Genomic DNA, 21,181 nt, shown 5'->3' with positions numbered 1-21,181 from the left:
GTTTCCACGGTCAACTCCTTCCGGTCGAGGTGAGGTCGACTTTGAACAACCGCACGAAGATCGCGGCGATGATGAGCACGATGATGAACAGGATCACCGCGAGCGCGGATCCCATCCCGATCTCGACTCTGTCGACGGTGGTGCTGCCGACCAGCATCGACAGCGTCGTCGTGTCATTGGCACCACCGGTCATGACCTGCGGGTTGTCGTAGATGCGTACGGCGTCCAGGGTGCGGAACAGGACGGCCACCATGAGCGCGCCCTTCATGTTCGGCAGGATCACCTTGTAGAACCGCTGCCACCAGGTGGCGCCGTCGACCTTGGCGGCCTCCTCCATCGAGGAGTCGACTTGCGCCAGACCGGCCAGCAGCAGCAGCGACATGAACGGTGTGGTCTTCCAGATCTCCGACGCGCAGATCACGAACAACGAGGACCACCGTCCGCCGAACCAGTTGTATGTCGGATCGGTCAGGCCGAAAGTCAGGGTGTGCAGCCAGGGGTCGATGAAGCCGAGGTTCGGCGTCGCGGCATACAACCAGGCGAAAGCCGACACGACGGTGATGATCGAATACGGAATCAGCACGATGGTGCGCAACGTGCGCCGCGGCAGCACGATGCGGTGCATCACCAATGCAATACCCATACCGATGACGAGTTCGAAGATCAGCGTCACGACGACGATGAAGAAGGTCGTTTCGACGGTCTGCCAGAACAACGGATCGCTCAACGCATACACATAGTTCTGCAGGAACACGAACTTGCGTGCCGCAGGATCTGTCAGCCGGTAGTTGAAGAACGACAACCAGATCGCATAAAGGATCGGGTACAGCGTGACCGCGAGCATGATGATGAATGCCGGGCCTGCGAGATACCAGCCCAGCTTGCGCTCGGCTTTGGTCCGATCGGACAGGACCGGCCGCCTCTTGGCAGCGGGTGCAGCCGATCCTGCTGCGTCGCTAACCGTGCTCATTCGAGTGCCTTTCCAGCGAGGACTTTGAGGATGAAACTCTGCGCGCTTGCGGCAGTGTTCTGATTGACCGCATTCGGCGGGCTGAACTTCTCCTGCAGACCCGTGGAGATGTCGCCCCAGTACGGCGACAACGGCCGAGGTACACCGGCATCAAGAGAAGACGAGATCAGGGCGGCCAAGCCATTCGGGAACGCTTTGAGAATGGCCGGCATCGTGTAGACAGCCTTCGAACTCGCCGGGTTTCCGGTGCCGATCATGTACTGCTCCTGATGCTGCACCGAGGTGATGCAGGCAGCCGCCTGATAGGCCAGTGCGGTGTGCTTGCTGTACTTGCTCACCGCGAGTTCGATACCACCCACCGGCGGAGCGGACGGCTTGCCGGCGACCGTCTCGGGGTAACGCGCGAAGCCCAGGTCGCTGTTGCGCCACGTCACCGGATTGCCCGCGCCGGGCGCGAGAGCAGCCCAGACGTACGGCCAGTTGACCATGAAGCCGCTGGAGCCGGCCGTGCTGAACAGTGTCAGCGCCTGCGACTCCTCCGACGAACCCATCGCCGGACCGCCGACCCCGGTGGTCGCGACCTTCTTGATGATGGCCGCTGCTTCACGGCCGGCTGCCGAGTTCAGACCCATCTTGATGTCGCCGGCACTCGCACTCGGGTTCTCGACGATCTGGCCGCCCGCGCCGGCCACCAGTGCGTTGATCCACACCGAATAACCCTCGTAGAGTGCGGCCTGCACGCCGATATCGGTCTTGGTCTTCTGCGCGGCCGCGATGATCTGATCCCACGTGACGGGTTTCGACATGTCGAGTCCCGCCTTGGCTACAACCGACTTGCGATACCACAACACCTGCGTGTTCGCCCAGAAGGGAACTCCGATGAGTTTTCCGTCATATGTCGAGGCGTCGATCGAGGATTGAACGCGACCGGCAGTGAAGGTCGAGACCATGTTCGCCGGCACCGGTGCGAAATATCCGGCCGCTGCGAACTGGCTGATGTATGCCGGGTCGACACTCATCAGATCGACCGTCGAGTCCCCGACAGCGAGGCGACGAAGCAACTGGGTCTGCTGATCACTCGCGCTGTTCGGCAGGACCGAGACATTGATCTTGTAGTTGCTGGTCGAACATTCAGCGGCCAGTTGCGCCTGGCCGCCGCCTGTCGGATTGGTGCCCCCACCATCTGGGTTGATGTACCAGTTGAGCGTGACGCGTCCGCCAGAGGCACTACTACTGCTGCCGCAGGCAGCCAGGCCCGTGGTCGCGACGGCGACTGTCACCGCAACCAAGGCGATTCCGCGTTGTCGCGGCCTCATATGTCTCATATGTATCCACTCCGTCGGGGATCGGTCGGCTCTTAACGTGTCGGATAAGCGCCGTTTCCGTTCTACACCGGACCAGCCAGCGCTGTCCGAGATTCGAACGTACTGCTAACAGGGCGTTATAAGAGCGAAACGTCGGCGGTATTGCTTAGGGGCTCCGAATCGGCACAGCCCCAAGGCCCGCGCAACCGGTGCGAGGGTTCGGACTACCCTGCGAGGACCAGCCATCGCAAGGAGCAGACCGCCGCCCATGACCGACTTCGCCTACGAAGACCTGCTGCCGCTCGGCGCCGACGACACCACCTACCGCAAACTCACCGCCGACGGTGTCCGCACCGTCGAGGGACCCGGCGGCCGCACCTTCCTCCAGGTGGATCCTGAAGCACTTCGACTGCTCACCGACGCCGCGATGCACGACATCGCGCACTATCTGCGCCCGGCGCACCTGGCGTTCCTGCGCACGATCCTGGACGACCCGGACGCGAGCAACAACGACAAGTTCGTCGCACTCGATCTGCTCAAGAACGCCGGCATCGCCGCAGCCGGTGTGTTGCCGATGTGCCAGGACACCGGCACCGCGATTGTCATGGGCAAGAAGGGATCTCACGTCCTGGTCGACGGCGAGGCACCGGACGAGCAGTCCATTGCCCAGGGCGTGTATGACGCCTACACCCGCCTCAACCTGCGGTACTCCCAGATGGCACCGGTCACGATGTGGGAGGAGAAGAACACCGGCTCCAATCTGCCGGCGCAGATCGAGTTGTATGCCGACACAGCCGCAGACCACGCGACGACCTACAAGTTTCTGTTCATGGCCAAAGGCGGCGGCTCGGCGAACAAGTCGTTCCTCTACCAGGAGACCAAGGCGATCCTGAATCCGGCGTCGATGATGACGTTTCTCGACGAGAAGCTGCGCAGCCTCGGAACGGCCGCCTGCCCGCCATACCACCTGGCGATCGTCATCGGCGGCACGAGTGCCGAATTCGCCTTGAAGACAGCCAAATACGCCAGCGCGAAATACCTCGATACCCTCCCGACCTCGGGCGACGCGGCGACCGCCCACGGGTTCCGCGACACCGAGCTCGAGGAGCAGGTGCTGCAGCTGACGCGCGGGTTCGGCATCGGCGCACAGTTCGGTGGTAAGTACTTCTGTCACGACGTCCGGGTGGTGCGACTTCCGCGACACGGAGCGTCACTACCGGTCGCGATCGCTGTCAGCTGCTCCGCGGACCGCCAGTGCCTGGGCAAGATCACCACCGAGGGCGTCTTCATCGAGCAGCTCGAGACCGACCCGGCGCGTTTCCTGCCCGACACGACCGACACCGACCTCGGTGTCTCGGACGACGATGTGGTGCGCATCGACCTCAACCAGCCGATGCCGCAGATCCTGACTGAACTGTCCAAACACCCTGTCAAGACACGACTTTCGCTGACCGGTCCACTGGTCGTGGCGCGCGACATCGCGCACGCGAAGATCAAGGAACGCCTCGACGCCGGGGAACCGATGCCGGACTATCTGCGCAACCACGCCGTCTATTACGCCGGCCCGGCCAAGACGCCGCAGGGTTACGCCTCCGGCTCGTTCGGACCGACCACCGCGGGACGCATGGACTCGTATGTCGAGCAGTTCCAGGCCGCGGGCGGTTCGATGGTGATGCTCGCCAAGGGCAACCGCAGCAAGCAGGTCACCGACGCCTGCAAAGCCCATGGCGGTTTCTATCTGGGCTCGATCGGCGGCCCGGCCGCGCGCCTCGCGCAGGACTGCATCACCTCGGTCGACGTGCTCGAATATCCCGAGCTCGGTATGGAGGCCATCTGGAAGATCGAGGTGCGCGACTTCCCTGCCTTCATCGTGGTGGACGACAAGGGCGACGACTTCTTCGCCTCGACCGCGACGCCGACCGCCTTCACGATCTCGACGAGGCCGGGCCTGTGAGCCGCGCCGCGACCCCGCAGCAGGCGTGGGACGACCTGCACGAGGGCAACCATCGTTTCGTCACCGGCGACCTGCACCACCCCAACCAGAGCGCCGAGCGCCGGCACATGCTGGAGGAGGGCCAGACGCCCGGCGCGATCTTCTTCGGCTGCGGCGACAGCCGCGTCGCTGCGGAAATCATCTTCGACCAGGGTCTGGGCGATCTCTTCGTGGTGCGCACCGCCGGTCACGTCATCGACAACGCCGTGCTCGGCTCCATCGAATTCGGCGTCGCAGTCTTGGGCGTGCCGCTGATCGTGGTGCTCGGGCACGACTCGTGCGGAGCGATCAAGGCCACCATCGAGGCAGCCCGATCCGGAGAGATGCCACCGGGATTCGTGCGCGACATCGTCGAGCGCGTGATGCCGAGCGTGCTCACCGGCCGCACCGAGGGCCTGACGACGGCGGAGGAGTTCGAAGCCGAGCACGTGCGGCATACAACTCGGCTGCTCGCCGACCGGTCCAGGATCATCCACGACGCACTCGAAGCCGGCACCCTCGGGATCGTTGGTGCGACCTACGGTTTGGGCGACGGCACGGCATCCGTCGTCACGACTGTGGGGCACGTGACCGCGTGATGTGGTGATTCGAACCGATAGCCGTCATTCGCGACGATTTTCGTAGTTGCGTCTCGTGAAGCGGTCCGAATACCGGTCATAACCTCCGTTTTGCTACGGATTTCTTCGATTTGTCTTCCCCGAGCACCTGCCAGCACTTATGCTCGCGGCCATCGGTGCGACCCCCCTGAGCACCGCGTAGGAGGACTGGTATGTCAACGATCGAAGACCGATCACCGCTCGGGTATCCGGAGGCAGCGGCCGGCAAGGGTCTGAAAACCGGTGCCCTGGGCCTGGTTTCGAGCATCGTCGTCGGCGTGGCCTCGACGGCACCGGCATACAGCCTCGCCGCGGCACTCGGCCTGGTCGTGGCCAGCAGCGGTTCGCTCGTCGCCGGCGTGCACGCGCCGTTCATCATGCTGCTGGCATTCGTGCCGATGTACTTCATCTCGGTCGCCTACCAGGAGCTCAACCGCGCCGAGCCGGACTGCGGCACGTCGTTCACCTGGGGGGCACGGGCGTTCGGGCCGCGGTCGGGGTGGATGACCGGCTGGGGAATCATCGTCGCCGACGTCATCGTGATGGCCAATCTTGCGCAGATCGCGGGCGCGTATTCGTTCACCTTCGCCAACCTGATCGGCATCCACAACACCCTCGACCAGAGCACCTTCTGGTCAACGGTCGCAGGCGTCATCTGGATCATCGTGATGACCTACATCTGCTACCGCGGCATCGAGATCAGCGCGCGAATCCAGGTGGCATTGCTGGCAATCGAGGTCATCGCACTGGTGATGTTCGCGGTCGTCGCGCTCGTGCGCGTCTACACCGGGCACGGCGCGACCTACACAGGCGCCCATCACCAGGTCGAGCATCTGTCGATCCACCCGGCCTGGTCGTGGTTCCTGCCCAGCGGCATGGGTGCGTTCGCGATCGCCTCCGCGCTGCTCAGCGCGGTCTTCATCTACTGGGGCTGGGACAGCGCCGTTTCGGTCAACGAGGAGACCGAGAACCCCGAGACCACTCCCGGCCGCGCCGCCGTCATCTCGACCCTGCTGCTGCTCGTCACGTATGCCGTCGTCTCGGTCGCCGCGATCGCCTTTGCCGGCGTCGGCACCCAGGGCATCGGCCTCGGCAACGACAACAACTCCGGCGACGTTTTCAGCGCGATCGCACCGGTGCTGTTCGGCGACAGCCTGCTGGGTCACGCGGCGCGGATCCTGCTTGCCTTCCTGATCCTCAGCTCCGCTTCCGCCTCGACCCAGACGACGATCCTGCCGACCGCACGCACGTCACTGTCCATGGCGTCGTACAAGGCGCTGCCCAGCGCGTTCGCCCGGATCCACAAGAAGTACCTCACTCCGACGGTGTCGACGATTGCCATGGGTGGGGTGTCGATCGTGTTCTACCTCATCTTCACCCTCATCAGCGAAAGCCTGCTGACCGCGCTGATCAGTTCCATCGGCTTGATGATCGCGTTCTATTACGGACTCACCGGATTCGCGTGTGCGTGGTTCTACCGGCACAATCTGCGATCGTCGTTCCGCAACCTGGTCATGCAGGGCATCTTCCCGGTGCTCGGCGGGCTGATCCTCGCAGCGGCCTTCATCTTCGCTGTCCAGCAGTTCCTGCAGCCGGACTACACCGTCGACGCCAATGGCAACAACGTGACGATCTTCGGGCTCGGTGCTGCCGGCGTCGTCGGCATCGTCGGCCTGCTGCTCGGCTTCCCGCTGATGTTCGTCTGGGAACGCATCCGGCCGGACTTCTTCCGTCAGCACACCCTGCCCAAGCGCGCGTCCGACGAACTCGTGCTCATCACCGACGCCATGGACCCCGCCGGCGATGTTGCACTGAGACTGCCCGACTCCGGTCTGCCCGACATCCTCATCGCCGACGACCTGTCGAACCTGCCGCCCGGCGCCCGCGCGGTGCGCCGCATGGATCTCGACAAGCGCAACGAGGAGTGATCAGGCGAGTAGCGTCGAGCCCGTGACCGACCTCAGCTCCGACGCGGCCAGCCGACTGGCACGCACGGCATACGAAACGCTCGAACCCCTGCACCTCGTCGCCTACTTCAACCCGTATCTGCGGGACGAGCAGCGCGCACTGGGTGTGCGATCGTCTGCCATGTATGTCGGTGCGCGTGGTGGCCCGCTCGGCGAATGTCACGAATCCGTCGTCACGGCAACGTTTTTCAACTTCAGCGCTGAGACGGTCGGACCGGCGTGGCAGGCTGCGCGTGAGCGCGGGCTCGGGGCGGTCATGGCGACGCGTGAGAAGACCGTCGCGCGCACGCTGCACGAGGCGATCTCGGACGACCAGGCCGTGCAGGCGTTGGTCGACGCCCTGCAACCGATCGCCGAGGCAGTGCCGACCGCCGGGCGACCGTTGGCTGCGGCGTGGGTGGCGCAACCCTGGCCCGACGACCCGCACCTGCGGTTGTGGCACGCCACCACGCTCCTGCGTGAGTCACGTGGTGACGGCCATATCGCCGTGCTGGTCGAGTCCGGGCTGACTCCGTTGGAAGCATTGGTCTTTCACGAGTCGGCGCATCCTGATCCGCGTGCTCGCAAGAGCACTCTCGGCCGGCAGATGTCGCAGGCGTCACGGGGATGGTCCGACGAGCAGTGGGATGCCACGGTGGCGCAGCTTCGTGATCGCGGCCTGCTCACCGCCGACGGCTCGACTTACTCCCCCGACGGCGTCGCGTTGTACGACCGGATCGAAGCTGCCACCGATGTCGCCTCCGCGCAGGTGTGGCGGGAGGTGCCGGGCGCCGCTAATCTGCTCGCATCGGCACGGCCGCTGGTCAAGCAGGTCATCGACGCCGGGATCTTCCCGTGGAGCAGGAAACAATCGTGAAGGTCGTCGGGCTCTACATCTATCCGGTGAAAAGCACTGGTGCACGGGCGATCTCGAGCACGTATGCCGAGCGCGCCGGCCTTACCGGCGATCGCGAGTGGATGGTGGTCGATGCCGCCGGTGAGCTGGTGTCGGCGCGCGAATGCCCTGAACTGTTGGCGATCACCGCGGACAATCACGGCACCGGCATCGCTGCCGATCTGCAACTCTCCCGCGCCGGTATGCCGCAGTTGCACGTCACGTATCCCACCGGCGGTCACCTGCCGGTGAGCATGTTCGGCCGACCACCCCTGCCCGCGTTGCACGCAGGAGCGGATGCTGATGCGTGGCTGCGCGAGGCGACCGGCCGCGCCGACATACAGCTCGTATGGTGTGACGATCCGGCGCGGCGGACGCTCAACCCCGCCTGGTCCACGGCCGACGATCACGCGCGCTTCCCCGACGGGTCACCCATGACGTTGCTGTCCCTGGCGTCGCTGAAGCAGTTGAACGCGTGGCAGCGTGAATCCAACCCCGCCGCAGAACCGTTGTCACCACTACGGTTTCGGCCCAACATCATCATCGACGGCGATGAGCCGTTCGCCGAAGACGACTGGCAACAGGTGCAGATCGGGACATTGCACCTGCGGGTCGCGCATGCGATCGATCGGTGCTCGATGACGCTGATAGACCCCGTCACCCGCGAGCGCGGCAAGGAGCCGATCCGCACCCTGGCCCGCCATCGCGCATGGGACGGCAAGACGTGGTTCTGCAGTCATCTCCTGCCGGACAACGAGGCGACGGTGAGCATCGGCGACCACGTCGAGGCTCGTTAGCAAACCCGTAATCCAAGAAACCACACCGTCGTTCACCGGTCAGGCATCGTACGGCCTCGGACCACACCGTCACACATGACAGTGATGTCACCGTCGAGTCTGTGATGCTGCTGCCCCGACGCAACCACCTTTCACTCACGCAGTGATCGACAGGCGTCAACTCCACCATCGTGACGCCGGCCCTTGCAACTGCGCATCACGCACGCGGTGCGGTGTCGCCCTGACGAGGTTATCGATAACAGATCGTAGAGACCCTCGCTAAAATTACTGTTGTTATCGATATCATATGCGCTAGCCTCGGCAGTACTCATTGCCCTCCATCATGAGATCGGCCAGGTGAATTCATGTCAGTTCGGTCAACAAATGCACGTCGTCGCGCGCGGGTGAAGGCAGGCGGCGGTGCAGCTGTCGCGGCAGTCCTCACGCTGGCACTCGGCGCCATGTCACCAGCCCAAGCGAGTCCACCGCGTACACCGCAAGACGCAGTGGCCACCAGCATGCCTATCCCCGAGACGCAGTACTCGGTCGTCGGTTACGACAGCCAGTCCGCGCCATATCCCGCGCCGCCCTCTCTCGACGGCACTGCCGCGGCCGCGATCGACGGCGACTACGGCACCGAGTGGACCTCTTCCTACAACGGCAGCACCGACAGCCCCATGCCGCATTGGCTCACGATCGACACCGGCAAGACGTACGACATGACCGGCGTCGACTACTCGGTCAAGCTCGGCAACGGCGAGATCGCCAAGTACCGGATCTACGCGACCAGCAGCGCGTCGGTGGCGAAGAACACCTCGAGCAAGGGCTGGGGCGCACCGGTCGCCACGGGCACGTTCGCTGCTCCGACCTCAAACACCGAGATCCAGCTCGCCACCTTCACTCACCCGGTGTGGGCACGGTACGTGAAGTTCGTGGCGCTCAGCAGCATCGACGGCAGTTCTCTGGCGTCAGCCTCGGAACTGCGGGTGCAGGCGCGAGGGTCCTACGGAACTCCGCTGTATTCGGTCAGCACCGGGAGCCTGGGGTCGTCGACATCGGCGGACGACACTCCGGCCAGTCCCTTCATCGACAAGAACGGCACCTTCTACTACGAGTCGGCCCACGCCGACTACGGGCTGACCGACGGCCGTGCGTGGGACTTCTTCAGCGGCACCAACATGGACACGGCAACAGCGGATGCGGCTCTGGACAACGCTGTGAACCCGGCGAATTCGAACGATTCCAATGCCGACACCACGGAGCGGTGCAACAACAGCCCTACCGGTCTGACCTCGACGTACGCCCCGTCCGGCTCGGGTTACGCCGAGCGCAACTACTGCGACCTGACCCAGGTCTGGGTCGATCCGGACACCGGCAACTGGTACGGCCTCGTGCACAACGAGTTCACTCCGCAACCGTTCGGTGACGGCCTGCACTACGACGCCATCGACTTCGCGGTCTCCATGAACCAGGGCAAGACCTGGAAGATCGTCGGCCATGCGATCACCTCGCCATACAGCACGACCCGCGAGGACACGAAGGCGTTCCCCCAGGAGACCTACTACTACGGTGACGGGGATCCGCGCCTGTATGTCGACACTGCGTCGGGATACTTCTACGTGTATTACGGGTCCCGCGTGGTCGACAAACAGGGCGGTTGGGTCGCGTTCTACGAGCACGTGGCGCGTGCACCGATCTCCGGAAAGATGGCGACCGGCACCTGGCGCAAGTACTACGACGGCTCGTGGAGTCAGCCGGGCATCGGCGGCAAGGAGAGCAACCTGGTGCCGATCAGCTCGACCAACACCACCGGGTACACACCGCCGTCGAAGGAGTACAACCCGATGACCCCGGGCACCGGTACCCAGCAGATCGTGGCAGGCACGATGCCGAACACCTCGCCGTTGTTCGTCATGGACATCACGTATGACGCGTATCTGGGTCTCTACATCGGCGAGCCCCAGAATCCCGACCAGAGCGGGAACGAGCCTCAGCAGTACTACGCCACCAAGAGCCTGTCGGACCCGAAGTGGTTCTTGCTGGGCGATTCCGGCGGGTCGTATCTCACCGCGTCGTGGTACCGCTGGTTCCTCGACGGGTCCAATGCGACCAGCTCGTCCATCGTCGGCAAGAGCTTCCGGTCCTACTGCGCCTACGGCTGCAACAACGGCTCCTATGAGCAGTACGCCAACATCACAGTGAACACCAGCGCACCTGCAGCGCCTGTCGAAGTCGGCGCGAAATATCGCATTGGTAGTCAGAACGGCGGCGTCCTGACGCAGATGTCGTCGACGTCGGCAGCCGTCAGCTCTCGTGGAAAGGGCAACTCCAACTGGAGCGGCTGGATCTTCAGCTCGAACGGCGACGGCTCATACACGATCCGGAACGCCAAGACCGGCGAACGGCTGGGGGTCGATTCAGGCACCACGAAGGATCGCGCGTGGGGCACTGCCCCGACCGTCACGGCCGCCACCGGTGCCCCGACCGTCGGGCAGGAGTGGTTCGTGGTGCCCACCGTCAACCCGACAACCGGCCTGCCGAACGGCGGGGTGCGTCTGGTGAACCGCTACAGCGGTCTCGTGCTGGGCATGTCGTCCGGGCGAACCGACGCCGTGGCGACCACGCCGGCGCGCACCTGGAACGACGCGACCAACACCGTGGACAGCATGCCCCTGGTGTCCGAGCAGGTGCTGAGCCTCAAGCGCTACTGACTAGTCACAAGGGTGGGGCCGTCGGGACATCCCGGCGGCCCCTTCGTGGTCGTGGTGAAAACGGCGGTGTCGTCGACTCAGTTCAGTGTGGGCCGGCAGCGCCGCCGGCTCCCGACACCGTCGGCGACGGAAGCTGCTCGACATACTCCTGCGCTTCGCCGAGGCTCGCGGCCTCCCGCAGTGCCACAACCGTGCCGAGCCGACCCAACTCCAGCACCGAGAGGGTGTTGATACCCGTCCGCAGCAGCGGCGCCGGGAGATACAGCGTCTCTTGAGGGCCCTTGGACCAGTAGCGCCCCAACAAGAACCCGTTGACCCAGACGAAGCCCTTTTCGCACCCGGGCAGCGCGACGAAGGTGTCGCCGACGGCGTCCAACTCGAGGGCGGCGTGAGCGATGCGGTCGAGTTCGGGCGCACCCCACCGGTCAAGTGGCAATGCGCGCTGCTGCCAGTGCTGGATCGCCCGGTAGTCGAGCTGGACAGGCCCCAGAATTCCCTTGCCCTGCCCGAGTAAGGGCCCGTAGTTGATGCGTCCGAGGTTCTCGACGAGCAGGCTCAACCGCACGCGACGACCGGGACCCGGAATCCGCAGGCTGCCGTTCTCGGTGTCGATCACGCCGACAGGCTCGTCGTCGACGAAGACCGTCGCCCGGTCGTGCAGCCCCGTCACATTGAGGTCGCAACCATGCTGCGGTATCAGTGGCTCCGCTTCGTACAACAGCATTCCCGCGTCGAGAGCGAGGTCCTCGAAGCTGCGTGGGGTGACGCTCTCGACAACGGACGAGGCGCTCCGCAGCGAGTCCAACAGCGGCATACCCGGCTGGAGGGGCAGCACCCGCCCGGGCAACACCTCGGGTTCTGCCGGAAGAGCGGGCAGCGGTGCCGCGGCATACTCCTCGAAAAGCGCGCGGTAGTCGTGGAACTTGGAAGTGAGAGCACCGCTCTCGGCCACCGGCGCATCGGAGTCGTAGCTGGTCACCGTGGGCTGCAGGACAGTGCCGTCGTGATTGGCCCCGGACCGCAGACCGAAGTTCGTGCCGCCATGAGCCATGTAGAGGCAGACCGACCCCCCGGCCTCAAGGATCTCCCGCAGCGTGCACAGCGCACTACGAGCGGTGCGTACGTGGTGGAGCTCACCCCAGTGGTCGAACCAGCCCTGCCAGAACTCCGCGACCAGCATCGGCTGGTCTGCGCGTCGCTCGCGCAGGAGTTCGAGGGCGCGGTCGGGGCGCGAGCCCAGGGTCATCGCCGCGAAGCTGCCCGCCAGCATCCCGCCGTCGAGCATCAGCTCGGTAGGACCGTCGGCGGTGAACATCAGCTCGGTGATGCCGCGCTGCGACAAGGCATCCCGCAACCAGCGTAGATACGCCTGATCGTCACCGAAGCTGCCGTACTCATTCTCGATCTGCACCGCCACGACGGGGCCGCCGTTGCCGGTCTGCAGGGCAGCAATCCGCGGAATCAGCTCGTCGAACCAGGTGCTGACAAGTTGCAGGAACCGCGGGTCACTGGTGCGCAACGTCCCTGGGCAGCGAGCCGTCGCCCAGGCGGGAAAACCGCCGTTGTCCCACTCCGCGCAGATGTAAGGTCCGGGGCGCACCACGACGTCGAGTCCGATGTCGCCGGCGATCCGGATGAACTCCTCAAAGTCGCGCCAACCGGTGAAGTCTGCCGGCGAATCCGCTTGCGCCTGATGGAAATTCCACGCGATGTAGGTGTCGATGGTGTTCAGCCCCAGCGCCCGCAGACGCATCAGCCGATCACGCCAGTAATCCGGATGAACGCGGAAGTAGTGGATGGCTCCGGAGAGCATCGTGTGTTGCTTGTCGTGCCGCAGCAGTTGCCCGTCGACAACCTCCAGCGCAGCGGTTCCGCCACTCATTTCAGCGCTCCCGCAGTCATACCCGAACGCCAGAAGCGTTGCAGGGCAACGAAAGCCACGATCAACGGGATGATCGAAACGAACGAGCCGACCACCACGTATGCCGGCGCGACATCGACGTGACTGGCGTTCCAGCCGACGAGCCCCACCGTGACGGGTTGGGTGGAGTCGGAGCCGAGCACCATCGACGGCAGTAGGTAGTTGTTCCAGATGCTGACGAACTGGAACAAGAAGATCGTCACCAGCGCGGGCATCATCATCCGCGTTGCGAGCGTGCCGAAGATGCGCAATTCCCCTGCGCCGTCGAGACGTCCGGCCTCCACGACCTCGTCGGGCACCGCCTGTGCGGCGAAGACTCGGGCAAGGTAGACACCGAACGGGCTGACGACGCTCGGCAGCAGCACCGCCAGCGGGTTGCCGACCAGACCGACTCTGCTGAACATGAGGTACAGCGGCAGGGTGAACAGGATCTGCGGAAGCAGCACCGCGGCGAGGATCAAGCCGAAAAGGGCGTTGCGTCCGGTGAAACGATACTTCGCGAGCGCATATCCGGTCATCGAGGACAGCGTCGTGCCGATGAGTGCGCCGAGCCCGCAGTAGATGAGGCTGTTCAGCATCCAGCGCCAGAAGATTCCGCCATCCTCCACGCTCAGCCGATGGATATTGCTGAAGAGTGAAAACCCCTGAAACCAAAGCCCGTTGCCGGAAAATTGCTGTCCGAACGGTTTGGTGGCAGCGACGAAAAGCCACCACAGCGGGAAAAGGAAGTACACGGCCGAGAGAGCAAGGAGCCCAGTGACCGCGACTCGACTCGTCATCGACTCCTGCGCCCGAGACGACCGCCTCGGGACCGATCGCACCTGGGCGCTCACAGGCTGTCATCCCCTCGACGCGTGAGTTTGAAGAAGATCAGGGAGACCGCACCCACCAGCACCGCCAGGATCACCGACTGCGCTGCGGCGTACGGGTAGTCACCGCCGGTCGCCGCGACCTGCGCCGACATGATCGGGGTGTAGGTCGAGGCGATCGACCCCTGCGAAATCGGTTGCAGCACGGTGGGTTCATTGAACAGCTGGGCTGATCCGATGATCGAGAAGATCGTGGTGAGCACGAGTGCGCTGCGCACCATCGGGACCTTCACACTCCAGGCGATCCGCCAGGCGCCGGCTCCGTCGAGCCGCGCTGCCTCGATGACTTCTTCTGGCACGGTCTGCAGCGAGGAGTAGATGATCAGCATGTTGTAGCCGGTCCAGGCCCACGTCACGATGTTCGCCACCGACCAGAGCACGACAGACGGGGAGAAGAACGCGATCGAAGCATCAAGGCCACCGAGCAGGTGGTTGATCGGACTGGACTGCGGCGTGTACATGAACGACCACACCAGTGCCGCGCTGACGCCCGGCACGGCATATGGCAGGAAGCTGGCGAGCCGGAACAAGCTCTTCGCCTTGGCCGAGCGCGAGTCGAGCAGCAGCGCCAGTCCGAGGGCGAGCGCCAACATCACTGGCACCTGGACGATTCCGAAGATCAGTACGCGTAACAACCCGCCGGTGAAAGCGCCGTCACGGAAGGCACGCGAATAGTTCGACCACGGGTCGAATTTCAGCGTCGGCGGTGCAAGACCGAGCCCCGACCGATGGAGCGCGAACAGACTCTTGCCTGCGGCATACAGGATGGGAGCGAGGTACATCGCGATGAAGAGCACCACGAAGGGCACGACGAAGATCGCGATGGAACCCTTGCCGACCAACCCGGCCCGGCGCTTGCTCGTCGCACCGAGCCCGGCTGTGGTCGCGTCAGTTGGCAACGGACAGACCCTGCGCCTTCAACGCTGAGACGGTCGAGGACTGAATGTTGTTGAGCGCCGTGCTGAAACTCTGGGTTCCGGCCCAGGCCTTGCTGATCTGGTCGTCGAAGGTGGCCGCAGTCGTGGTCATCACCGGACCCCAGGTCCAGTTGCTGTTCACATTCGCCGCCGCCCGCTGCACGGTGGTGAAAATGTTCTGTCCGCCGAAATACGGATCACCCGAGCTGAGAGCGGGCAGATTCGCCAGCGATGTGGCGGCCGGATAGAGCCCGGCGGTGGTGACCAGACCGTTGAATGCCGTGCGGTCGGTGCTCATCCAGTCGGCGAACTGCCATGCCGCCTGAGAGTCTTTGCAGCCCTTGAGCACCGCGGTCGAAGACCCACCGGAGTTGCCGACCTCGTCGGCGCCGGCAGTCCACTGCGGCATGGGGGCAACCGCCCACTTGCCCTTGCCTGCGGCGACGCTCCCCTTCAGGATGCCGGCCTGCCACACGGCACCGACGACCGTGGCGATATCGCCGTTGCCGAGGCCGTTGTACCAGGACTGGTCGTACATCGGCGCGGAACTGACCAGGTGCTGGGCCACCATGCTGTTCCAGAAGGCGGCGACCTTCTGATTGCCGGCCGAATTGATCGAGACCGTCCAGTTGTTCCCGCTGGTGCCGAACCAGGAGGCGTCGGCCTGCCAGTCGAAGCCGGCGTAGTCGTAGTCCAGATACGGCGAGGTGATGTAGTGATTCGCGTTCGCCTTGTGGATCTTGACTGCGTCCTGCTGGTACTCCGCCCACGTGGTCGGCGGCTTCAGGCCGAGCTGGTCGAAGAGTTGCCTGTTGTAGAACATCACCATCGGACCGATGTCGACCGGCGCCCCGTAGACGGCCGAACCGATCGAGACCGACTTCCACGCTGATGCCTGGAACTGACTCCTGTCGGCGTCGGCATACTTCGAGACGTCTTGCAATGCCCCTTGGGCAGCGAATGACGGGAGTGTCTCGTAGCCGACCTGCGCCAGGCACGGCGCATTGTTAGCGCTAACAGCATTGAGCATCTTCTGGTAGCCGCCCTTCGCTCCAGGCTGCACCTGCTGATAGTCGATCTGGAGGTCCGGATGCGTGGCGTTGAACTCCTTGACCGCTTGCGCATAGCCGGGCGCCCAACCCCAGAACGAGATCGTCTTCTTGCCGGAGCTGCCGCTCGACCCCGCGGATCCACCTGATCCACTGTCACCGGACGAGCTGGAACAGCCAGCAAGCGCGAGCGTTGCCACCACGGTCACCGCGGCGGCGACGCGGACCTTGCGTGTCTTCATCACAGAGTCTCCTTGATGCTGCTGGCCGACTCGACTGGCCGACCCGTCCCAGCGATCATGGCACGAATGTTATCGATAACCAAGACTTGTTCGCAGGTTTCGGAAATAACTGCCACTGCATAGAACTCTTGCTGTTTCCGCTAACATCTGCGGCATGTCTGCCGAACCGACCCGAAGCTGGTCGCATCCGCCGGCGATGACCGACGTAGCGCAGATGGCGGGAGTCTCCGCGCAGACGGTGTCGCGGGTGCTGCGCGAGCATCAACATGTCAAAGCAGAGACGCGGGCCAAGGTCATGGCCGCCGTCGAGCAACTGGGCTACCGACGCAACAACGCGGCGCGGATGCTGTCCTCCGGCCGCAGCAACGTCATCGGACTGGTGCTCTTACAGACTGGCTTCTACTCACGTACAGCAGTCACCCTGGGCATCGAAGGTGCTGCACGTGACGCCGGATTCGCGATCACGACGGTGACGACGCCCTCCTTGCAGACGCACGACGTCGAACAGGCGATGTCATTGCTGGCCGACCAAGGTGTCGACGGCATCATCCTGTCGCTGCCATTGATCTCGGTGAGTCCTCGTATCGAGGAACTCACGCGGTCGATACCCACCATCACCACTGACGGATCCCGCACCGCGATGACCGAAGTGGTGGCAGTCGACCAGGTCGATGCAGCGCAACTGGCGACACAGCACCTGATCGACCTCGGACACCGGACCGTGTGGCACGTATCCGGGCCTGCCGAGTGGTTGGACGCATCCAGCCGCCTCGAAGGATGGCGCCGCACGCTCCAAGAAGCCGGAATCACTCCCCCGCCAGAAGTTGCCGGGGACTGGTCCCCGCAGTCGGGCTATCGAGCCGGACAGATGCTGGGTCGGATTCCGGACGTCACCGCGATCTTTGTCGCGTCCGACGAAATGGCATTCGGCGTGATTCGTGCGCTGCACGAGATGGGCCGCCGGATCCCCGACGACATCTCGGTCATCGGCGTCGACAACATCGCACTCTCGGAATATTGCTCGCCATCCCTGACGACGGTTGCGCAGCCCTTCGCGCAGATGGGCCGCTTGGCAGTGGATCACCTGCTGAATCTCATGGACGACCCCAGTCAGGTTCCAGCTCCGTCGACGGTGCAGCCCCAATTGATCGTCCGGGCGAGCACGGGCCCCGGACCGGGCCACGCTCAACATCGTCGATCGTGAGCGCCAACCGAGGACCACGACAGTGGATGTTGCAAGACACCTACCTGAACCGCCCGACCACATCTGCGAAAGCTGACTGAATTCGACGCGCTGGATTCCGAGGTTCGTGGTCGCCCAAGGCAGTCGCCGTCACGTCGGCCCACTTGTGGCCGAGCATCTGCAAGGTCCACTGGTCGTCTCACCTGACGTGGAGTACGTTCAGATGCCAGGCATGTGCTGCCACACAGGGGGGCAATCATGGAGAAACAACCCGACATTGAGCCGTGTCCCGGCGGTCCGCACCTGCCTCCGGACGCCGAGCGCCTCGGCCTGACGCCTCTCACCGCACCGGGAGTGGCCTTCGTGGCGAGCCTGACCTCCAGTCGCCGTCGCCCGATGAACCGGGTGATGGCATGGATGGCGGTTGTCATCATCGGCGTGCCCGTGGTCTTGGCCATTGTCGTGATCGCGGTCTACGCGCTGCGCTGATCGAGTGTGCCTCGATCGCTGACACTTGCCGGCTGACGAAGTCTTGGCAGCCGAATGACCCCCCGTATACCTACTCGTCAGTACAGTCGGATCACGTCCGTCCTCCCTGATCCGACATGACGAAGGAGTCATTCGATGCGTCCGCTGCGCCGATCCACCATCACGTCCCTCGCAGGTGCCGCGACAGCGGGCGCCTTCTTCGTCTGCGCAGCCGGGCCGGCCCAAGCGGCACCCCTTCCCGTCGGCACTCTGGGTGATTCGGTCGCGGCATTCGCGCTGCATCCGGACTCGGTCGCGGGCGCGAACGACTGGTCATGCAAGCCGACCTCGGAACACCCGTACCCGGTCGTTCTCCTTCCCGGCACCTTCGAGAACATCGGCTTCAACTTCGCGGAGTTGTCTCCCGCACTGAAGAACGCCGGCTACTGCGTGTTCGCCACCAACTACGGCATGTCGTGGTTCTCTGCGGGCCGGATCGGCGGAATGAACTCCGAGACGTCCTCGGGCAACCAGGTGTCGGCATTCATCAGCCAGGTGCTCGCCTCGACAGGCGCGAGCAAGGTCGACATCGTCGGCCACAGCCAAGGCGGCTCGATGGGCATCAACTACATCAAGCTGCACGGCGGTGCCACCAAGGTCAACACGTATGTCGGTTGGGGCCAGAGCTCGAACGGCACCACCTTGTCCGGCATACAGACCCTGGGCCAGAAACTCTCACTTCTCGGGCTGTTCAACACCGGCGCGACGTTGTTCGGTGCACCATCCCTGGTGGATCAGCAGGTCGGATCCGCATACACCAACCAGACCACCGCCATCCCGCTGCCCAGCGGCCCGAAGTACGTCACCATCCAGACCGAGAACGACGAGGTCGTCACCCCGTATGCAACCCAGTCACTGCCGGGCGCGCAGAACATCGTGATCCAGCGGTTCTGCCCGACCGACCATGTCGGACATGTGGGCCTCAACTGGGACAGCCCCACGCTGCAGCTCACGCTCAACGCACTGGCGGGCGGACCGAGCAACTTCACGCCGCAGTGCACCGGCTTCGGCCCGCAGTATCTGTGACGAGTTGCCGACGCGCTCATTCTTCAAGCGACATCCGTCCACAGCGGCCTACTCACACAGAAAACTCAGCAAGGTATCGACACTTCTGAGCATGGGGATGGAGCGCGCGGGCCCGGCGTCGACACAGCCAGGTCGCCATCCGGACACGCTCGGGATCTATTCGGTCGACGACTTCGCCGCGACGTTGGACGAGTTGCGCCGGGCGCACGGGTTCAGCCTGTCCGTGCTGTCACGGCACACCGGAATTCCGCGCTCGACGCTGCACACCTACCTCACCGGGCGTTCCCTGCCACCGGCGTGGCAGCTCGACCGCATCGTGATCGCCTTAGGGGTGCCAGAGAACGATCTGCGGCAGTGGGCCGAGGCACGAGAACGGGTGGAGGCCATCTGGCGTGCGACGCAGTCGCGCTCACCGGCATCCGCAACGGCACGACTCGCCGCCGACATCGCCGAGTTGCGGTCCGGCCTGGATCATGCGATCCGGGACAGCCACGAACAGACTCAACCGCTGATGCGCTCCGAGCATGTCTACATCGGTCCTGATCGACGCATCTCGAGAGTCGACATCACTCAAACTGTCGTCGCCAGAACAGATGGCGCTCGATTGCATGTCCGGATTCTCATGCCCTCCAACGGTCTTCAGGCATCCGCGGTCAAGCTTCGGCCCGGCGTCGGGTGTCAGGCAGCGGACACCGTGCCGCAGACGCACGGGTCGGCCACGGCGTTCCCGATCATCTTCGATGCGCCGTTGCGCGCCGGTCAGACCCACCACGTGGAGTACTCGCTCGACTACTCGGGCGCATGGCGTCCGTTGACCGCAGAATCACCACCTCCCGCGAATGAAGTGGGGTGCTTGTTCGACGCAATGTCGCCGCCGCTGGAGTTTCGGGTGCAATTCAGCGGCGAGCACCAGCCCTGCGATGTGCGGCAGATCTACCTGTCTCACCCGGACGGCCCCGAGGAACGAATTCGCGACCTCGATCTCGACCTCGAGCTGTGCGCGCACATGTTCGTGGCGCGGCCCTGCGCCGGCTGCCACGGCATTCGCTGGGCATGGCCTGCGTAGCCAGCACCCGTCCAGAGTTGTCCAGACCAACTCTTGACCTCCGCCGCCGTGAACACGATCAGTAGGTCCAGGTACATCACACGGTGAGGTGGAACGAAGATGAGGAAATTGTCGAAAGTCGCCGCGTTGAGCGTTGTGACACTGTCGTTCAGCGTGCCCGTCGGGGCCTTCGCAGCAGCGCCGCATGCGACGGCCGCGAGCAGTTCCCACGGCTGTCCCGCAGGAGACGTGTGCATCTACCCCGGCGCTTCCTGGAACAACAACAAGCCGTCGTTGAAGTACTACTCGTACGGCGCCCACAACCTGAAGAACCAGTTCAACAAGCATCGCGTCTACAACAACCAGACCGGCGGTGCGACAGTGCAACTGTGCACCCGGAGCAACGGCGGAGGATGCGGGGCGTTGCACAGCCCAGGTTGGTATTGCGACGAGAATCTCACCCCGATCTACTCGATCAAGCTCGCGCGCCACGTGACCACGACGCCCAGCGCCTGGGGAGTCGACACCACCGAAACCATCACCCAGGCGCACGTCAACGCGATCAAATCCAGGGCCGGTGCCGTGCCGAAGGTATGGGGTCGTTACGTCAGCGACTGCCTGCCGAGTCATTGCGGCGGGAACATGACGCCCGGAGAAGTCACGGTAGCGAAGAAGAACGGCATCAAGATCTTCCTCCTGGCCGCCGACCTCGGAGACGACTCCACCGCCAAGGAAGGCACGGCCGATGGCCAATTGGCGGTCAAGGACGCCAAGGCCAACGCCAAGGCGCCCGCCGGCACGCTCATCGTCAAAGACATCGAGGACACGGTGAGTTCCAGCTATCTGACCGCGTGGTTCACCGCAGTCAAGAAGGGCGGCTACCTGCCGGGCTTCTATCTGAACGCCACCCACTCTGATGTCACCGCGGCCTTCTGCAGCGCCACCAAGACCCCGGGATTCTCCTCGTCGATCATCGACAGTTACGAGCCGGAACCCTCCGGAGCGACCGTCGGGCCCAAGGGCGCACCGTCCCTCAGCAAGGCGGACCACTTCTCCTGCGGCGGCGGTGTCTACGACATCTACCAGTACTCGCAGGCGCAGTACATCGGCACCAACTTCGACCAGGACGTCGCCAACCTGAAGACCCCGGGCCTGCTCGGGTAACCCTGACATCGCCGGGTTGTATGTCGGGGCGTTTTGGTCCTGATGC

The 21,181-nt window shown here is 64.2% G+C and carries 17 protein-coding genes; 11 read left to right on the top strand and 6 right to left on the bottom strand.

Annotated elements, in window-relative coordinates; genetic code table 11:
* Positions 1 to 10: 10 nt before the first annotated feature.
* Complete coding sequence (locus BKA23_RS14650; protein ID WP_145229813.1) at positions 11 to 970, bottom strand: carbohydrate ABC transporter permease; 960 nt, start codon at positions 968 to 970, stop codon at positions 11 to 13.
* A complete protein-coding gene (locus tag BKA23_RS14645; protein WP_246104678.1) occupies positions 967 to 2,250 on the bottom strand; it encodes an extracellular solute-binding protein in 1,284 nt (427 codons plus the stop codon). Before BKA23_RS14645 ends, BKA23_RS14650 begins: the two co-directional genes overlap by 4 nt.
* A gap of 292 nt (positions 2,251 to 2,542) precedes the next feature.
* Here BKA23_RS14645 and BKA23_RS14640 point away from each other — a divergent pair, with 292 nt between their 5' ends.
* The 6 genes from BKA23_RS14640 to BKA23_RS14615 all read left to right on the top strand — a co-directional run bounded on the left by BKA23_RS14640 (position 2,543) and on the right by BKA23_RS14615 (position 11,191).
* Complete coding sequence (locus tag BKA23_RS14640) at positions 2,543 to 4,228, top strand: fumarate hydratase (protein ID WP_145229808.1); 1,686 nt, start codon at positions 2,543 to 2,545, stop codon at positions 4,226 to 4,228.
* Positions 4,225 to 4,845, top strand: coding sequence for a carbonic anhydrase (locus BKA23_RS14635; protein WP_246104677.1), 621 nt, complete (start codon positions 4,225 to 4,227; stop codon positions 4,843 to 4,845). Before BKA23_RS14640 ends, BKA23_RS14635 begins: the two co-directional genes overlap by 4 nt.
* 191 nt (positions 4,846 to 5,036) lie before the next feature.
* Complete coding sequence (locus tag BKA23_RS14630; RefSeq protein WP_145229806.1) at positions 5,037 to 6,791, top strand: APC family permease; 1,755 nt, start codon at positions 5,037 to 5,039, stop codon at positions 6,789 to 6,791.
* Between the two features lie 22 nt (positions 6,792 to 6,813).
* A complete protein-coding gene (locus BKA23_RS14625; RefSeq protein WP_145229804.1) occupies positions 6,814 to 7,686 on the top strand; it encodes an SCO6745 family protein in 873 nt (290 codons plus the stop codon).
* Positions 7,665 to 8,501, top strand: a complete 837-nt coding sequence (locus BKA23_RS14620; RefSeq protein WP_145229802.1) for an MOSC domain-containing protein — start codon at positions 7,665 to 7,667, stop codon at positions 8,499 to 8,501. Before BKA23_RS14625 ends, BKA23_RS14620 begins: the two co-directional genes overlap by 22 nt.
* Before the next feature lie 497 nt (positions 8,502 to 8,998).
* The gene (locus BKA23_RS14615; protein WP_145229800.1) at positions 8,999 to 11,191 is read left to right on the top strand and encodes a discoidin domain-containing protein; all 2,193 of its coding nucleotides are present in this window, start codon (positions 8,999 to 9,001) and stop codon (positions 11,189 to 11,191) included.
* 82 nt (positions 11,192 to 11,273) lie between these two features.
* On the opposite strand, the gene BKA23_RS14610 is transcribed toward BKA23_RS14615, so the two are convergent.
* The 4 genes from BKA23_RS14610 to BKA23_RS14595 are packed head-to-tail and all read right to left on the bottom strand — an operon-like array spanning position 11,274 to position 16,189.
* Positions 11,274 to 13,073, bottom strand: a complete 1,800-nt coding sequence (locus BKA23_RS14610) for a glycoside hydrolase family 35 protein (RefSeq protein WP_145229798.1) — start codon at positions 13,071 to 13,073, stop codon at positions 11,274 to 11,276.
* Positions 13,070 to 13,891, bottom strand: coding sequence for a carbohydrate ABC transporter permease (locus tag BKA23_RS14605; protein WP_145229796.1), 822 nt, complete (start codon positions 13,889 to 13,891; stop codon positions 13,070 to 13,072). Before BKA23_RS14605 ends, BKA23_RS14610 begins: the two co-directional genes overlap by 4 nt.
* Before the next feature lie 50 nt (positions 13,892 to 13,941).
* On the bottom strand, positions 13,942 to 14,880 hold the full coding sequence (locus tag BKA23_RS14600) for a carbohydrate ABC transporter permease (RefSeq protein WP_246104676.1): 939 nt from the start codon (positions 14,878 to 14,880) through the stop codon (positions 13,942 to 13,944).
* Positions 14,870 to 16,189 carry an ABC transporter substrate-binding protein gene (locus BKA23_RS14595; RefSeq protein ID WP_145229794.1) on the bottom strand — a complete coding sequence of 440 codons (1,320 nt, stop codon included), beginning with the start codon at positions 16,187 to 16,189 and terminating at the stop codon, positions 14,870 to 14,872. Before BKA23_RS14595 ends, BKA23_RS14600 begins: the two co-directional genes overlap by 11 nt.
* A gap of 154 nt (positions 16,190 to 16,343) precedes the next feature.
* On the opposite strand from BKA23_RS14595, the gene BKA23_RS14590 reads away from it, so the two are divergent.
* The 5 genes from BKA23_RS14590 to BKA23_RS14570 all read left to right on the top strand — a co-directional run bounded on the left by BKA23_RS14590 (position 16,344) and on the right by BKA23_RS14570 (position 21,135).
* Positions 16,344 to 17,393, top strand: a complete 1,050-nt coding sequence (locus tag BKA23_RS14590) for a LacI family DNA-binding transcriptional regulator (protein ID WP_246104675.1) — start codon at positions 16,344 to 16,346, stop codon at positions 17,391 to 17,393.
* Positions 17,394 to 17,630: 237 nt separating this feature from the next.
* Positions 17,631 to 17,861 carry a hypothetical protein gene (locus BKA23_RS14585; protein WP_145229792.1) on the top strand — a complete coding sequence of 77 codons (231 nt, stop codon included), beginning with the start codon at positions 17,631 to 17,633 and terminating at the stop codon, positions 17,859 to 17,861.
* A gap of 135 nt (positions 17,862 to 17,996) precedes the next feature.
* Positions 17,997 to 18,926, top strand: coding sequence for an esterase/lipase family protein (locus BKA23_RS14580; protein WP_145229790.1), 930 nt, complete (start codon positions 17,997 to 17,999; stop codon positions 18,924 to 18,926).
* Between the two features lie 91 nt (positions 18,927 to 19,017).
* On the top strand, positions 19,018 to 19,992 hold the full coding sequence (locus BKA23_RS14575) for a helix-turn-helix domain-containing protein (protein WP_170226584.1): 975 nt from the start codon (positions 19,018 to 19,020) through the stop codon (positions 19,990 to 19,992).
* Between the two features lie 99 nt (positions 19,993 to 20,091).
* The gene (locus BKA23_RS14570; protein WP_145229786.1) at positions 20,092 to 21,135 is read left to right on the top strand and encodes a glycoside hydrolase domain-containing protein; all 1,044 of its coding nucleotides are present in this window, start codon (positions 20,092 to 20,094) and stop codon (positions 21,133 to 21,135) included.
* The last annotated feature ends 46 nt before the right edge of the window (positions 21,136 to 21,181 follow it).

Origin of the sequence: Rudaeicoccus suwonensis (assembly GCF_007829035.1) — a bacterium.
Taxonomy (GTDB): Bacteria; Actinomycetota; Actinomycetes; order Actinomycetales; family Dermatophilaceae; genus Rudaeicoccus; species Rudaeicoccus suwonensis.
Note: the sequence above shows the minus strand (reverse complement) of the source record. Positions and strands in the feature narration are given on the sequence as shown.

Excerpts from the sequence above, each read along its gene's own strand:
- BKA23_RS14650 (WP_145229813.1), bottom strand. The coding sequence starts at position 970 with ATGAGCACGGTTAGCGACGCAGCAGGATCGGCTGCACCCGCTGCCAAG.
- BKA23_RS14640 (WP_145229808.1), top strand. The coding sequence starts at position 2,543 with ATGACCGACTTCGCCTACGAAGACCTGCTGCCGCTCGGCGCCGACGAC.
- BKA23_RS14630 (WP_145229806.1), top strand. The coding sequence starts at position 5,037 with ATGTCAACGATCGAAGACCGATCACCGCTCGGGTATCCGGAGGCAGCG.
- BKA23_RS14615 (WP_145229800.1), top strand. The coding sequence starts at position 8,999 with ATGCCTATCCCCGAGACGCAGTACTCGGTCGTCGGTTACGACAGCCAG.
- BKA23_RS14610 (WP_145229798.1), bottom strand. The coding sequence starts at position 13,073 with ATGAGTGGCGGAACCGCTGCGCTGGAGGTTGTCGACGGGCAACTGCTG.
- BKA23_RS14605 (WP_145229796.1), bottom strand. The coding sequence starts at position 13,891 with ATGACGAGTCGAGTCGCGGTCACTGGGCTCCTTGCTCTCTCGGCCGTG.
- BKA23_RS14595 (WP_145229794.1), bottom strand. The coding sequence starts at position 16,189 with ATGAAGACACGCAAGGTCCGCGTCGCCGCCGCGGTGACCGTGGTGGCA.
- BKA23_RS14590 (WP_246104675.1), top strand. The coding sequence starts at position 16,344 with ATGTCTGCCGAACCGACCCGAAGCTGGTCGCATCCGCCGGCGATGACC.
- BKA23_RS14585 (WP_145229792.1), top strand. The coding sequence starts at position 17,631 with ATGGAGAAACAACCCGACATTGAGCCGTGTCCCGGCGGTCCGCACCTG.
- BKA23_RS14580 (WP_145229790.1), top strand. The coding sequence starts at position 17,997 with ATGCGTCCGCTGCGCCGATCCACCATCACGTCCCTCGCAGGTGCCGCG.
- BKA23_RS14575 (WP_170226584.1), top strand. The coding sequence starts at position 19,018 with ATGGGGATGGAGCGCGCGGGCCCGGCGTCGACACAGCCAGGTCGCCAT.
- BKA23_RS14570 (WP_145229786.1), top strand. The coding sequence starts at position 20,092 with ATGAGGAAATTGTCGAAAGTCGCCGCGTTGAGCGTTGTGACACTGTCG.